This is a genomic window from Sphingomonas sp. P4_D12 (assembly GCF_056401895.1).
In genome coordinates this window covers 262,265-276,150 of the sequence record NZ_JBFUIL010000001.1, presented here as the reverse complement: position 1 = coordinate 276,150, position 13,886 = coordinate 262,265, and the positions used below count along the sequence as shown (strand labels likewise).

The 13,886-nt window shown below is 65.5% G+C and carries 11 protein-coding genes; 3 read left to right on the top strand and 8 right to left on the bottom strand.

Annotated features, from left to right (window positions below):
• Nucleotides 1-34 precede the first annotated feature (34 nt).
• From AC1DSD_RS01275 to AC1DSD_RS01265, 3 genes are read left to right on the top strand one after another with little or no spacing between them, the layout of a single operon-like run.
• Nucleotides 35-2,479 (top strand): glycoside hydrolase family 3 protein, encoded by a 2,445-nt coding sequence (locus AC1DSD_RS01275; RefSeq protein WP_478027829.1) that lies wholly within the window; start codon nt 35-37, stop codon nt 2,477-2,479.
• Nucleotides 2,476-4,089 carry a DUF5597 domain-containing protein gene (locus AC1DSD_RS01270; RefSeq protein ID WP_478027827.1) on the top strand — a complete coding sequence of 538 codons (1,614 nt, stop codon included), beginning with the start codon at nt 2,476-2,478 and terminating at the stop codon, nt 4,087-4,089. Before AC1DSD_RS01275 ends, AC1DSD_RS01270 begins: the two co-directional genes overlap by 4 nt.
• Nucleotides 4,086-6,995: a glycoside hydrolase family 31 protein gene (locus AC1DSD_RS01265; protein WP_478027826.1), complete on the top strand. Its 2,910-nt coding sequence runs from the start codon at nt 4,086-4,088 to the stop codon at nt 6,993-6,995. The genes AC1DSD_RS01270 and AC1DSD_RS01265 overlap by 4 nt, the downstream gene beginning before the upstream one ends.
• A 72-nt stretch (nt 6,996-7,067) precedes the next feature.
• On the opposite strand, the gene AC1DSD_RS01260 is transcribed toward AC1DSD_RS01265, so the two are convergent.
• The 8 genes from AC1DSD_RS01260 to AC1DSD_RS01225 form a co-directional block, all read right to left on the bottom strand.
• Nucleotides 7,068-8,471 (bottom strand): sugar porter family MFS transporter, encoded by a 1,404-nt coding sequence (locus tag AC1DSD_RS01260; protein WP_478027824.1) that lies wholly within the window; start codon nt 8,469-8,471, stop codon nt 7,068-7,070.
• Between the two features lie 24 nt (nt 8,472-8,495).
• Nucleotides 8,496-9,359, bottom strand: a complete 864-nt coding sequence (locus tag AC1DSD_RS01255; protein WP_478027822.1) for an SMP-30/gluconolactonase/LRE family protein — start codon at nt 9,357-9,359, stop codon at nt 8,496-8,498.
• Nucleotides 9,356-10,132, bottom strand: coding sequence for a D-xylose 1-dehydrogenase (gene xylB, locus AC1DSD_RS01250; protein ID WP_478027820.1), 777 nt, complete (start codon nt 10,130-10,132; stop codon nt 9,356-9,358). The genes AC1DSD_RS01255 and xylB overlap by 4 nt, the downstream gene beginning before the upstream one ends.
• On the bottom strand, nt 10,132-11,280 hold the full coding sequence (locus AC1DSD_RS01245) for a fumarylacetoacetate hydrolase family protein (RefSeq protein ID WP_478027818.1): 1,149 nt from the start codon (nt 11,278-11,280) through the stop codon (nt 10,132-10,134). Before AC1DSD_RS01245 ends, xylB begins: the two co-directional genes overlap by 1 nt.
• A gap of 273 nt (nt 11,281-11,553) precedes the next feature.
• Nucleotides 11,554-12,420: a PhzF family phenazine biosynthesis protein gene (locus tag AC1DSD_RS01240; protein WP_478027816.1), complete on the bottom strand. Its 867-nt coding sequence runs from the start codon at nt 12,418-12,420 to the stop codon at nt 11,554-11,556.
• Nucleotides 12,421-12,428: 8 nt separating this feature from the next.
• A complete protein-coding gene (locus AC1DSD_RS01235) occupies nt 12,429-12,749 on the bottom strand; it encodes an ArsR/SmtB family transcription factor (protein WP_478027814.1) in 321 nt (106 codons plus the stop codon).
• Nucleotides 12,750-12,890: 141 nt separating this feature from the next.
• Nucleotides 12,891-13,421 carry an OmpH/Skp family outer membrane protein gene (locus AC1DSD_RS01230; RefSeq protein WP_478027813.1) on the bottom strand — a complete coding sequence of 177 codons (531 nt, stop codon included), beginning with the start codon at nt 13,419-13,421 and terminating at the stop codon, nt 12,891-12,893.
• A gap of 19 nt (nt 13,422-13,440) precedes the next feature.
• The gene (locus tag AC1DSD_RS01225; protein ID WP_478027811.1) at nt 13,441-13,875 is read right to left on the bottom strand and encodes a hypothetical protein; all 435 of its coding nucleotides are present in this window, start codon (nt 13,873-13,875) and stop codon (nt 13,441-13,443) included.
• Nucleotides 13,876-13,886: the final 11 nt, after the last annotated feature.

Sequence of the window (13,886 nt, the reverse complement as noted above, 5' to 3'; positions counted from 1 at the left end):
TTCAAGGAAAGAAAAGTCGGTGGGGAAAATCACGATGAGAGCAAGGATCGGGTTGGTGGCATTGTTATCCGCGACGATGATCGGCGCGACCGCGGTGGCTGGCACGCCGGCCGCGCCAGGCATTGCCAACCCGGCATTATGGCCGGCCGCGAAGAGCCGCGGCCTGGTGACTCCCGCGACCGAGGCGAAGATCACCGCGCTGATGGCGAAGATGACGATCGAGGAGAAGGTCGGGCAGATGATCCAGGCCGATATCGGCTCGATCAAGCCCGAGGATCTCCGGAAATATCCGCTTGGCAGCATCCTCGCCGGCGGCAGTTCGCCACCCCTCGGCAGCCCCGATCGCTCGCCACAGGCGCCGTGGGTCGCGACCTCCAGGGCGTTCGCCGCGGTCGCGAACGAGGCGCGGCCTGACCATGTCGCGATCCCGCTGATGTTCGGCATCGACGCGGTTCACGGCAATTCGAACGTGGTCGGCGCGACGCTGTTTCCGCACAATATCGGTCTCGGTGCTGCTAACGACCCCGCGCTGATGACCCGGATCGGTCGCGCGACCGCCGAGGAGACCGCCGCGACGGGGATCGACTGGGCGTTCGGGCCGACGCTGGCGGTACCGCAGGACGACCGTTGGGGCCGCACCTATGAAGGCTATTCGGAAAACCCCTCGATCACCGCGCGTTACGCCGGCGCGATGATCCGCGGACTGCAGGGCAACCCCGGCAAGGGCCGCATCCAGCTAGGCAATGTCGCGGCGAGCGCCAAGCATTTCCTGGGCGACGGCGGCACCAAGGACGGGGTCGACCAGGGCGACGACCAGATCGACGAGGCGACGCTGATCCGCCTCCACGCGCAAGGCTATCCGCCCGCGATCAACGCCGGCACGATGACCGTGATGGCATCCTATTCGAGCTGGAACGGGCAGAAGATGCACGGCAACAAATCGTTGCTGACCGATGTCCTGAAAGGACGGATGGGCTTTGCCGGATTCGTCGTTGGCGACTGGAACGGCCATGGCCAGGTCCCCGGCTGCAGCAACACCGACTGCGCGATCGCGTTCAACGCCGGGCTCGACATGGCGATGGCGCCGGACAGCTGGCGCGACTTGTTCGACAACACGCTGAAGGAAGCGAAATCGGGCGTGATCCCGATGACCCGGATCGACGATGCGGTGCGCCGTATCCTGCGCGTCAAATTCGCGCTCGGCCTGTTCGACGCCGCGCGGCCATGGGAAGGGCGCGCCGACGTGCTTGGCTCGCCCGCGCATCGCGCGCTTGCCCGCGAAGCCGTGGCCAAGACCCTGGTGCTGCTCAAGAATGACGGCGTGCTGCCGCTCAAGGCGAGCGCCAATGTGCTCGTTACGGGCCCGGGCGCGGATTCGATCTCGATGCAGTCGGGCGGTTGGACCTTGAGCTGGCAAGGCGACGGCAACAGTAACGCCGATTTCCCCAATGCACAGTCAATCTATTCGGGCATCGCCGCGGCGATGAAGGCGGGCGGCGGCTCGGCGACGCTGTCGGCGGACGGTAGCTTCGCCAACAAGCCCGATGCCGCGATCGTCGTGTTCGGCGAGACGCCCTATGCCGAGATGCGCGGCGACGTCAGGACGCTCGAGTTCCAGCCGGGCGACAAGGAGGCGCTGGCCTTGCTCAAGAAGCTCCGCGCGGCCGGCATCCCGACCGTGTCGGTGTTCCTGTCGGGCCGGCCGCTCTGGGTGAATCCCGAACTCAACCAGTCGGACGCGTTCGTCGCCGCCTGGCTACCCGGAAGCGAGGGCGCGGGGATCGCCGACGTCATCGTCGGCACGCGCGCCGGCAAGCCGCGCAAGGATTTCACCGGCCGACTGTCCTACAGTTGGCCGAAGACCGCGGGCCAGTTCACTCTCAACACCGGACAAACGGGCTACGATCCGCTATTCGCGTTCGGTTATGGGCTGAGCTACGCCAAACCGGGCAAGGTCGGCGCGCTTGGCGAAGTGGCCGGTGTCGATCCCGGGCTGGCCAATACCAACCTGTTCTTCGCCAAGGGCAAGGTCCCGGCGCCGTATGCCTGGGCGCCGGACTCGGGCGTGACGCGCGCGGCCGTTGACGGGCCGCATATCCAGGAAGGCGCGGCACGATTGACCTGGCCGGCCGGGCGTGAGGCGACGATCGCGATAAACGGCGTGCCGCTCAACCTAACGCGCGAGACCAATGCCGAGCTGGTGCTCGAAATGACCTATCGCGTCGATGCTGCGCCGTCGGGGCCGGTAACGCTCGGCTTCGGCGCCGCGAAGATCGACGCGACCACTTTGTTCGCCGCCGGGCCGCAATGGCGGACGGTGCGCATCGGCCTCAAATGCCTGCGCGAGCGGGGCGCCGACATGACCGGCGTGACGACCCCGTGGTCGCTGACCGCGAGCGCTCCGTTCGCGCTGTCGGTCGCCGATATCCACCTCGCGACCGATCCCAGCGGCGCGGTGTGCCCGGCGGCGGCACGATGAGCCGGCGCCTGATTTCCATCCTGCCATTGCTGCTGGCGGGGCTCGGGCTGCCGGCGCACGCCACGGGCGAATTGCCGCGCGTCGTTACCAAGGACGGGCGCTCGGCGCTGTTCGTCGACGGCGCACCCTATCTGATGCTGGGCGCGCAAGCGAACAATTCGAGCAATTACCCCAGCCAATTGCCCAAAGTGTGGCCGATGCTCGAGCGGCTGCACGCCAATACGCTCGAAATCCCGATCGCCTGGGAACAGATCGAGCCGGTCGAGGGCAAGTTCGACTTCTCCTATCTCGATGCGCTGCTGAAAGGCGCGCGCGAGCACAATGTCCGCATCGTGCTGTTGTGGTTCGGCGCGTGGAAGAACACCTCTTCCAATTATGCCCCGGCTTGGGTGCGCAGCGATAATACGCGCTTTCCGCGGATGCGGACCAGCGACGGCAAGGCGCATTACGCGTTGAGCCCGCATGCCCGCACCACACTCGATGCCGACAAGCGCGCGTTCACCGCCTTGATGCAGCGGCTGAAGGCCGACGATCCGCAGAACAGCGTGATCATGGTCCAGGTCGAGAATGAGAGCGGCAGTTATCGCTCGGCGCGCGATTTCTCGCCCGAGGCGCAGAAACTGTTCGCGCAGCCGATCCCGCAGCCGCTCGCCGCCAAGACCGGCAAGTCGGGGACCTGGACCCAGGCGTTCGGCAAGCTCGCCGATACCGCGTTCAACGCCTGGTACGTCGCGCGCTATGTTGACGAAGTCGCCGCCGCCGGCCAGGCGATCAAGAACCTGCCGATGTATTGCAACGCTGCGCTGAGCGATCCGTTCGGACCGGCCGTGTCGGGCGGCGCCAGCGGCGGCCCGGACTGGCCGGTGATCGACGTGTGGCGCGCTGCCGCCCCGCACATCGCCCTGGTCGCGCCCGATATCTACAATCGCGACCCCAAGGCCTATGCCAAGTATCTCGATCTTTATGCGCGGCCCGACAATCCGCTGATGGTGCCCGAAACCGGCAACGCCGCCGAATATGCACGCTTCCTGTGGCCGGTGCTGGGCAAGGGCGCGATCGGCTTCTCGCCGTTCGGCTTCGACGACACCGGCTATGTCAATTATCCGCTTGGCGCCAAGGAACTCGACGACGCGACGATCGATGCCTTTGCGGCCAAATATCGCCTGCTCGCGCCCGCGGCCCGCAGCTGGGCGCGCATCGCGTTCGAGCATCCGGTCTGGGGCGCGGCCAAGATGGACGACGCCGCCGACCAGACGATGACCTTCGGCCGATGGAAAATCACCGTTCAATATGATCAGTGGCAGTTCGCCGAACGCGACGCGACCTGGATCAAGATCGACCCTAGGCCAACCAAAGGCAAGCCGGTGGGCGGCGCGCTGGTTGCCCAGCTCGGCCCCGATCAATTCCTATTGACCGGATCCGATGTCCGACTGCGCGTCGATGATGCCAGCGGCGGCAACGGCATGATGCTGCGGGTCGAGGAAGGTCATTTCGATGCGCAGGGCAATTGGGTGTTCGAGCGCGTCTGGAACGGCGATCAGACCGATTACGGGCTTAACTTCACCGCCACACCGGTGTGGCTCAAAGTGACAATGGGGACGTGGAAATGACGGCGATGCGATGGTTGATGCTGGGCTCTGCGGCGATCGCGCTGGCGGGTGCCGGGGGCGTAGCGGCGCTAGCGGCTGACACGGCCGCGGAGGCACCCGCGGCGGATGGATCGGTAGCGAAGATCGACCACGGCGTGGTGGTCACGCCGCTGTCCGGCCCGGCAAAGCGCGTTCGCGTGCTCGCTTATGGCGACGCGAGCTTCCGGGTGACCGCGGTGCCCGGAACCGATTTCGACGACGTACCCGACAGCTTGATGGTGATCGCCAAGGCCGACGGCGATCCGATCGTCACCAAGGCCAACGGCTATGTCTCGCTCAAGCTGCCCAAGGCCAGCGCGCGCATCCGCCTGGCCGATGGCTCGGTCAGCTTTCTCGACGCCACGGGTAAGCCGCTACTCGCCGAGGCGCCGCGTACGGCGTTCCGGCCGGTATCGGTCGAGGGCAAGCCCTATTTTTCGGCCAGCCAGCAATTCAACCGCGGCACCGATGAGGGCTTTTACGGGCTCGGCCAGCACCAGAACCGGCAAATGAATTACAATGGCGAGGACGTCGAACTCGCCCAGCACAATATGGACATCGCCATCCCGTTCGTGGTCTCGACGCGCGGCTACGGCCTGCTCTGGGACAATGACGGAATCACCCGGTTCGGCAATCCGCGGCCTTATGCTTTGGTCGGCGACGATGCCCTCAAGGTGACGAGCGCCGGCAAGCCGGGCTGGAAGGCCGATTATTATCTCGGCGGCAAGCTGGCGGTCAGCCGCCAGGAAGCGACGATCGACTATCAATTTATCCGCGACCAGAAGAAATGGCCGGCCGCGGCCAAGGCGGCGACCAAGGCCTCGGGCGAGAGTGGGCAGAACACCGCCGGGGTCAACACCCAGGAGCAGCGGGTCGTCTGGACCGGCAACGTCACGGCCGACAAGAGCGGCATGCACAAGTTCCGGCTCTACGCGTCGAGCTACATGAAGGTCTATGCCGACGGGAAATTGGTGATGTCGCACTGGCGGCAGAACTGGAATCCGTGGTTCCACAATTTCGACCTGCCGATGACCGCCGGCAAATCCGTCGCGATCCGGGTCGAGTGGGATCCGAACGCCGGCTATATCGGATTGGTCCACAACGATCCCTTGCCCGCCGCCGATCGCCATTCGCTGTGGATGACGTCGGACGTCGCCAAGGACGTGGATTACTATTTCATCGGCGGCCGCGGCAGCGTCGATGGCGCGATCGCGGGCTATCGCGCGCTCACCGGCAAGGCCACGCTGATGCCCAAATGGGCCTATGGCTTCTGGCAGAGCCGCCAACGCTACGAGACACAGGACCAGTTGGTCGGCGTGGTGCGCGAATATCGCAAGCGCGGCATCCCGCTCGACAATATCGTGCTCGACTGGCGCTATTGGGTCGACGACCAATGGGGCAGCCACGATTTCGATACGAGCCGCTTCCCCGATGCCAAGAAAATGGTCGATGACGTCCACGGCCTCGACGCGCACATCATGATCTCGGTGTGGGGGAAATTCTATCCGACCACCGCCAACGGCAAGGCGCTCGACGCCAAGGGCTATCTCTACCGCCGCCCGCTCGAGGCGGGGCAGAAGGACTGGGTCGGCCCGGGCTATGCCAACACCTTCTACAATCCCTACACCAAGGGTGCCCGCGACCTGTTCTTCAACCAGGTCAACGAGAAACTGGTGTCGAAGGGGTTTGACGGCTGGTGGCTCGATTCGGACGAGCCCGACTGGCATTCGAATCTGTCGATCGAGGAACGCGCCTTCCAGATGGGCCCGACCGTGCGCGGCCCGGGCGCCGCGGAGTTCAACACCTATCCGCTCGTCCATGTCGAGGGCGTCGCCGACAATCTGCGCCGCGTCGAGCCGGGGCGGCGGCCGTTCATTCTGACGCGCTCGGCGTTCGGCGGCATCCAGCGGTCGAGCGCGGCGGTCTGGTCAGGCGACGTCGCGGCGCGCTGGGACAATCTGCGCGACCAGATCTCGGCCGGGGTCAATCTGTCGATGTCGGGGCTGCCCAATTGGAGCCAGGATATCGGCGGCTTCGCGGTCGAAGACCGCTATACGCAGCAGCGTCCCGCCGATCAGCCCGAATGGCGCGAGCTCAACCTGCGCTGGTTCCAGTTCGGCGCCTTCTCGCCGCTGTTCCGCAGTCACGGCGAATTCCCGTATCGCGAAATCTACGAGATCTCGGCCAAGGATCCGGCGATGCAGGCGTCGATGATCTGGTACGACAAGCTCCGCTACCGCCTGATGCCGTATATCTACACCAGCGCGGCGGACACCTGGTTCGCCGACGGCAGCATCATGCGCGGACTGGTGATGGATTTCGGCAGCGACCGGCGCACCTGGGGGATCAACGACGAATATATGTTCGGTCCGTCGTTCCTCGTCGCCCCGGTCTCCGAATTCAAGGCACGCAGCCGCCAGGTCTACCTGCCCGCCGGGACCGGCTGGTACGACTTCAACCGCGGTACTTATTATGCCGGCGGCCAGTCGATCACCGCGGCGGCGCCGTACGAGCGCATGCCGCTGTTCGTCCGGGCGGGCGCGATCGTCCCGACCGGTCCCGACGTACAGACGACCAGCGAACAGCCCGGCGGGCCGATCGTGCTCCAGGTCTTCACCGGTGCGAACGGAAGCTATTCGCTCTACGAGGATGACGGCCTGAGCGACGGCTATGCCAAGGGCAAATATGCCCGCATCCCGATCCGTTGGGACGATAAGAGCGGCACGCTGACGATCGGCGCGCGGACCGGCGGCTATGACGGGATGGCGGCGAAGCGGTCGATCTCGGTGCGCTTCTATGGGCCGCGCGCAGCCGCGGCGCCCGACTTCGGTGCCAACCCGGCGCGCAGCGTAACCTATGACGGCCGGCCGGTAACGATCCGCCGCTGATCACGCGCCATTACAGAAAGGGCGTGGGAAGCGATCGCCTCCCACGCCCTTTTTCTTTGAACGGCGCGATCGTCAGCCGGTCATTTCCTCGAGTTCCTTGCCCTTGGTCTCGTGGATGAACTTCTGGACCAGGAAGAAGCTGATCACCGCGCACACCGCGTAGAAAGTGTAGCTGGTCGCGAGCCCCAGCTTGGCGGCCATGACCGGGAAGCTCTGCGCGACGAGATAGTTCGCGAACCATTGCGCGAAGCCGCACACCGCCAGCGCGGAGCCGCGGATCTGGTTGGGGAACATCTCGCCCAGCATCACCCACATGACCGGACCCCAACTCAGGTTGAAGAAGATCACATAGAGGTTGGCGGCGACCACCGCGATGGTGCCGAGTTCCGGCGACAGCTGGAGTTTGCCGGCGGCGTCGAGCGAGCCCTGGCTGAATGCATACACGAGGCCGAACAACGTCACCGCCATTCCGGCCGAGCCGATCAGCAGCAGCGGCTTGCGCCCGATCCGGTCGACCAAGGCGACGGTGACCAGGCAAGCGCCGATCGACACCACGCCCGACACGATATTGATCAGCAGCGAGTCATTCTCGGTGAAGCCGGCGAGTTGCCACAAGGTCGAGCCGTAATAGAAAATCACGTTGATCCCGACCAGCTGCTGGAACACCGCGAGCAGCAGTCCGGCCCAGACCACCGGACGAATGCCGCCCTTCACCGGATCCAGTATGTCGCGCAGCTGCGGCCGGTGATCGGCACTGAAGCTGCCGCGGATCTCGGCGAGCTTGGTCGCGGCGGTATCGGCACCGAACAGCCGGGTGAGGACGACTTCCGCCTCGCCCTCGCGGCCCTTCGACACCAGATAGCGCGGGCTCTCCGGGATCAGGAACAAAGCGGCCAGAAAGACCGCCGCCGGGATTGCCTGCATCAGGTACATCCAGCGCCACGCCTCGAGCCCGCCGAGCTTTTCGGTCGACGCGCCGGCGGCGGCGGCAAGATAGTAATTGACCACGAATGCGGCGGTCAGGCCCGAGATGATCATGATCTGCTGCACCGTCGTCATCCGCCCGCGGATGTTGGCCGGCGCGACTTCGGAGATGTAAGCGGGCGACAGGACGCTCGCCGCGCCTACCGCCATGCCGCCGATGATCCGCGCGGTCACGAAGATCGGCTGGAGATGCGCGAAGCCCTGGACCAGCGCACCGCCCAGGAACAGCACAGCCGCGATCCGCATCACATTGCGGCGGCCCATCCGGTCGGCGAGCGTGCCGGCGAAGAATGCGCCGATGAAACAGCCGATCAGCAGCGACCCGACGGTGAAGCCGAGCCCGCTCTCGCTCAGGCCAAATGCCGCCTTCAGTCCCGGCTGGGTGCCGTTCACCGCACCGCTGTCATAGCCGAACAACAATCCGCCGATCGTCGCCACCGCGACGATCATGGCGATGAGGCCGCTATTGGCCCGCGTCGCTCCCCCGTTCATTCTGCTCTCCCATTATCGTTCTTGTCATGATGATATGGCGTTGACCGGCACGCCGGCGACTCCGGCGTCGAACGCGAAGAGGTGCCCTGCCAGCGGCTGCGCGTCGAGCGCGGCGGCGTCGAGCGCGAGCTTCGCGGTGGTCGCATAGGCAGTCCGCAGGTCGGCACCGCCGAACGCGATCTTGGTAACGTTGGCGACCGGAAAGCGCACGGTGTCGATCAGCCCGCCGGCAGGGTCGTAGCGCCGCGCGCTCCAGCCGCCGAACAAGCCGGTCCACACGCAGCCTTCCGCATCGACGGTCGGGCCATCTGGATAGCCGTGGCTCTTGTCGATAGTGACGAACGGACGCAGCGGACCCAGCGAACCGTCGTCGTTGATATCCGCCTGACCGATCGTTCCCGCGAACGTGTCGGTGACGTAGAGCGTGGCGCCGTCGGGCGAAATCGCCGGGCCATTGGTCACGATCGCGGCCGGCAGCCCGGTATCCGAGACCTGTCCGCCCGACAGGCGGTAGAAGCGGCCCGACGCTTGCGCCTCGCTATCGTCCATCGACCCGAACCATAAGGAACCGTCGGGACCGACCACCGCGTCGTTGAGCCGATTGTCCGGCAACCCGGGTTCGACTTCGATCCGCGCCGAGAAGCTGCCATCGGTCGGATCGAAGCGATGGATGCCGGTCTTGAGTCCTGCGACCAGCCCGCCGCCGCCGGCCGGCATCACCCAACCCACCGGCGCCGGCGCGGCCCAGCGCGTGACCTCGCCATCACCGTCGAGGCGGTAGATGCATGGCGCCTTGATATCGACGAACCAGAGCGCGTCCCCGATCCATACCGGCCCCTCGCCCAGCATTGCCCCGACGGGGGCGACAACCTCGGGCGTGACGGTCACCGCCAGCCCGCGTCGACGAAATATTCGTGGCCCGTGCACATCCGGGCATCGTCGGAGGCGAGGAACAGCACCAGCGCCGCGACATCGGCGGGCTGGATGCGTCCGTCGAGGCATTGCGCGGCGACCAGTTCGGCCTCGGCCTCGGGCGTATACCAGCGTTCCTGGCGCGGCGTCTGCACATTGCCCGGAATGACCGCGTTGACGCGGATGCCGTCGCGGCCAAGGTCCCGCGCCATCGACCGCGTCAGCCCTTCGATCGCCGCCTTGGCGGTTTGGTAGAGCAGCAGATCGGGCAGAGCGAGATGCCAGCTGATCGACCCGAAATTGACGATCGCCCCGCCGCCCGCACGGCGCATCGCCGGGATGACCGCCTGGCTGGCGAAGAATTGGTGGCGCAGGTTCACCGCCATCCGGTCGTCCCAATACGCCGGGGTGATCTCGTCGATCTTGTGGCGGTCGTCATTGGCGGCGTTGTTGATCAGGACGTCGACGCCGCCGAGCTGTTCCTCGATCGCCGCGAAGCACGCCTTGAGCCCATCGACATCGGTCAGGTCGCAGCGGCTGTAGAGCACGGCATCGGAACCACCGAGCCGCTCGACCAGCGCGTGCGCCGCATCGTCCTGCACGTCGACAAAGGCGACCCGCGAACCCTGGGCGGCAAACGCCTCGACCAGGCCTTCGCCGATCCCGCTCGCGCCGCCGGTGATCAGCACGCGCTTGTCGGCGAGACTGGGATAGCTCGCGCGGGCGCTATTGATGGCGGCCTGCAGCATCAGTTCGCGGCCTCCGCGAGCACCGGTTGCGGCGTCAATAGCCCGCGCGCGGCGAGGTTGCGCATCAGATCGCCGATCCCGAACGACCATGCCGGCGCCGCCTTTGCGCTGGTGACCTTGTTGACCAACGTCCCCAGCCTTTCGCTCGAAATCGTGACGATGTCGCCCTCCTTGTGGGTGAAGCCGCGGCCCGGCGCATCGCGATCCTGGGTCGGCGCGAACATCGTGCCCAGAAACAGGGCGAAGCCGTCGGGATAATGGTGCTCGCTCATCGCCTGGCGCACCAGGTCGGCGGGGTCACGGCTGATCTGTGCCATGCTGCTCGACCCGGTCAGGCGATAGCCGTCCATGCCCTCGATCGTCAGGTCGACGGCCGCGGCGCGCACATCGTCGAGCGTGAAATCGCCATCGAACAAGCGGATCAGCGGGCCGATCGCGCACGCCGCATTATTGTCCTTGGCCTTGCCAAGCAGCAGCGCCGAGCGACCCTCGAAATCGCGCAGATTGACATCGTTGCCCAACGTCGCGCCAACCACCTCGCCACCGGCATCGACCACCAGCACGATTTCGGGCTCGGGATTATTCCAGGTCGAATCGGAGCGCACGCCGATCATCGCGCCGAAGCCGACCGCCGACAGCACCGGCGCCTTGGTGAATATCTCCGCATCGGGACCGATCGCGACTTCGAGATATTGCGACCACATGCCGTCGGCGATCAATTTGTCCTTGAGCGTGGCGGCCTCGGGCGATCCCGGCACTACCGCGCGCAGATCGCCGCCGACATGCGCGGAAAGACGATCGCGGATCGCCGCCGCTGCCCCGGCATCGCCACGCGCGCGCTCTTCGATCACGCGCTCGAGCGTCGACACCGCGAAGGTCACGCCGGCTGCCTTGACGCACTGCAAGTCGATCGGGCTCAGCCAGTCGAGCGTCTCGATCGCGCCGAGCCGTTCGCCGCCCGCGGGATCGAACAGACGCCGCGCCAAAAGGTCGGAGACGGTCGGCGCCACGCGTGCCATATCGTGCACGATACCGTCGACGACGAGCACCGGACTCGGCCCATCGGCACGCGCCACACGGCCGACAAAGCGACCTTGCCGCCAGTCCGCAGGCAAAAATTCGGCGGAAAACGTTTCCCAGCCGGCCATGTCCAGCCATCCCCTCGTTACTTTGGTAACGCTACCTTTACCGGGAAGGGCGGTATGTCAAGCCTGTGCATCGCCATTGCGACATTATGGTGGTTGGAGTGCCGGCCTCGCAAGATTGTTCGGCTGGCGTTGCTGACTTAGTGATTTGGCCATGGCCGCCATTGGTCATCGGCTATTGGCTTGCCTTGCTACCAAGCTCGTGATGCGTGCCGATATGGTCGCGGAAGGCATCCGCTTTGTCGCGTGGCACGCGTCCGCTCCAGCGGCGCACGATCACGGCAGCACTTCCAGCACGCCATGGCCGACAATGGCGACCTTGCCGCCGACGAGAACGGAATGGACCGCATCCGCCGTTCCGCGCGGCTTGACGTCGATCAGGCTCGGCCGCCCCGCGAACCTGCCTTGATTCAGCGCGAAGATCTCGCCGGATCGGGCACCGCAGTAGCGCATGCGATAAGCGCCGACCGTTCCGGCGGCGCTGCCGGTGGCGACGTCCTCGACGATCCCGTCATTGTTCCAGTGGCGGATTTCCAGCGCCGCCTCGTCCAACAGCACCGCAAATTGCGCGCCCGCTCGCTTCACCAGCGCGGAAATGTCGGTTCTGATCCGCGCCTTCTCGAGCGCTCCGGGCACAACCGGCACGATCAGGTACCGCAAGCCAGTGCTCACGACGACCATCGGCAACTGCGGGTGGAGATCGGACGGGTCAAGGTCGAAAGCAGCCGCCACGTCGTCACGATCATCGCATTCCCCCAGGAAGACCGCCTCTCCCTGATCCAGCATCGCCGCGAAGCCAGTTGCCGCGCGCTGCGTCACGACGCTCACCGTCCGTTCCGCCAGTTCGAAAATCCAATGGCGCTCCTCTTCAGGATAGCCATGGCAGTGCAGCGCGCACGCCGCGCCGATAATGGGGTGGCCGGCGAAAGGCAGTTCCGCGAACAGATCGAAAATACGCGCGCGATAGGTGCCTGGGATCGACGTTTCCGCAAGGAAAATGGCTTCGAAATGCCGGAGCTCGCGCGTGATCGCCAGCATCTGCTCCATGGTCAGATCGGGTGCATCCGTGAAAACGGGCAGGCTATTGCCTGCATAGGGGCGGGCGGCGAATACGTCGACGTGGAGATAGCGGAGGGCATTCATAAGAGAGGTCACAATCCGGCGGCGAGGCCGGCGGCCAACGCCGCGATTGCCGACTCGTCACGGCGATAGAAGGCCCAGCCTTTCTTGCGGGTTGGCACGAGCAGCCCGCAATCGGCGAGCAGGCCGAGATGCCGCGATGCAGTTGCCGGAGCAAATCCGAGCCGCTCCCTGATGAAGTCGGCACAGACCCCGTCGGTCACGAGATCGCCATCGACCTGAGGCGGGAAATTGGCGACGGGGTCCTTCAACAATTCAAGGATTTTCAACCGCACCGGGCTGGCGATCGCCTTTAGCGCGGCGAGATCGATCGCAGGCTCGCTATTTAGCATATTTGCGAAATAGCGAATTACTACCCTTCAAGGCAAGTGCAAAGGCGTGCTGATATTGAGCTGCGAAAAATCGGACTAACCCGGCACCCGAACGTCCTGCGCCACGGGTCGCACCCGGACGCCTTTGGCGGCCGCATCACCCTATTGGAGCGTGACCGTCTGCACCAAGCTGTCCATTTCGCGCGTGACGGCGGGGGTGATATCCATGGCGTTGTTCCAGCCATAGGTGTTGTTGCGTTCGACCACCAAACTGCAGACGTTGCGGGTGACGATGCGGCCAAGCGCCTCGTTCAACGCGCGATCGATCTGCTGCTGGCCGCGTTCCTGGGCAGCGATGAAGCGGACATTCTGCTGCTGCTCGATTTCGCGCGCCTGCTGATCGAGCGCGGCCATTTGCCGCTGATATTCGATCGGCGCGGTGGCGTTCTGGCGCGCCTCGAGCTGCCGCCGCTGCTGCTCGATGCCGTTCCGCCGCTGCGCGAGATCGCCCGACAGCGACGCCTGCATCTGCTTGAGCTGCGCCTGCATCGACTGACCCGCCCGCGACGCGCCGATCGCGCCGGTGCGCGACAACAGGCACAGGCCCTGGATCGGCGGCCCAAAGGTCTGGGCCGAAACGGGCGCCCCGATACAGACCAACAGAAAGGCGGCGAGCTGTCCGAACAATCGCATGCCGCCGCCTCTCGCCCAATCAGCGCGCGGCTGCAACCCGGTCCGCACAGGCCTGGTCCTGCCAGATCACCTCGGACACGGTCACGCTATAATGGCCAGGCGGTCGCTCGAAGCGGATTTCCATCCGGCAGCGAACCCGCTCGAGGCTTCCCGGCGCGACCGGAAAAAACAGCACATAATTCCACCGCCGGGTGATGCCCTCGCCGAAATGGGGCGGGCCGATCAGCCGGTAGATGCTGAACTTGTCGACACCCGGCGTGATCATCCGCACCGCCGCCGGGCTGACCGTCGCGCCCAGCTTCTTTTCCTCCAGCGGCCGGTGAGGGAAAGCATCCGGATCGACCTTCGCCACATAGACCGGAACGGGGGCAGAGGCGGCATCCTTGGCGGTCGCCGCGGAGCCCGAAAGACCGCAACCGACGAGAAAAGTAAGCGCGAGGAACTTGAGTCTCATTGCGTCCTCCT

What these genes read in the sequence shown, in the direction of transcription:
- AC1DSD_RS01265 (WP_478027826.1), top strand. Translation starts at nt 4,086, where the DNA reads ATGACGGCGATGCGATGGTTGATGCTGGGCTCTGCGGCGATCGCGCTG.
- AC1DSD_RS01260 (WP_478027824.1), bottom strand. Translation starts at nt 8,471, where the DNA reads ATGAACGGGGGAGCGACGCGGGCCAATAGCGGCCTCATCGCCATGATC.
- xylB (WP_478027820.1), bottom strand. Translation starts at nt 10,132, where the DNA reads ATGCTGCAGGCCGCCATCAATAGCGCCCGCGCGAGCTATCCCAGTCTC.
- AC1DSD_RS01230 (WP_478027813.1), bottom strand. Translation starts at nt 13,421, where the DNA reads ATGCGATTGTTCGGACAGCTCGCCGCCTTTCTGTTGGTCTGTATCGGG.
- AC1DSD_RS01245 (WP_478027818.1), bottom strand. Translation starts at nt 11,280, where the DNA reads ATGGCCGGCTGGGAAACGTTTTCCGCCGAATTTTTGCCTGCGGACTGG.
- AC1DSD_RS01270 (WP_478027827.1), top strand. Translation starts at nt 2,476, where the DNA reads ATGAGCCGGCGCCTGATTTCCATCCTGCCATTGCTGCTGGCGGGGCTC.
- AC1DSD_RS01275 (WP_478027829.1), top strand. Translation starts at nt 35, where the DNA reads ATGAGAGCAAGGATCGGGTTGGTGGCATTGTTATCCGCGACGATGATC.
- AC1DSD_RS01225 (WP_478027811.1), bottom strand. Translation starts at nt 13,875, where the DNA reads ATGAGACTCAAGTTCCTCGCGCTTACTTTTCTCGTCGGTTGCGGTCTT.
- AC1DSD_RS01240 (WP_478027816.1), bottom strand. Translation starts at nt 12,420, where the DNA reads ATGAATGCCCTCCGCTATCTCCACGTCGACGTATTCGCCGCCCGCCCC.
- AC1DSD_RS01235 (WP_478027814.1), bottom strand. Translation starts at nt 12,749, where the DNA reads ATGCTAAATAGCGAGCCTGCGATCGATCTCGCCGCGCTAAAGGCGATC.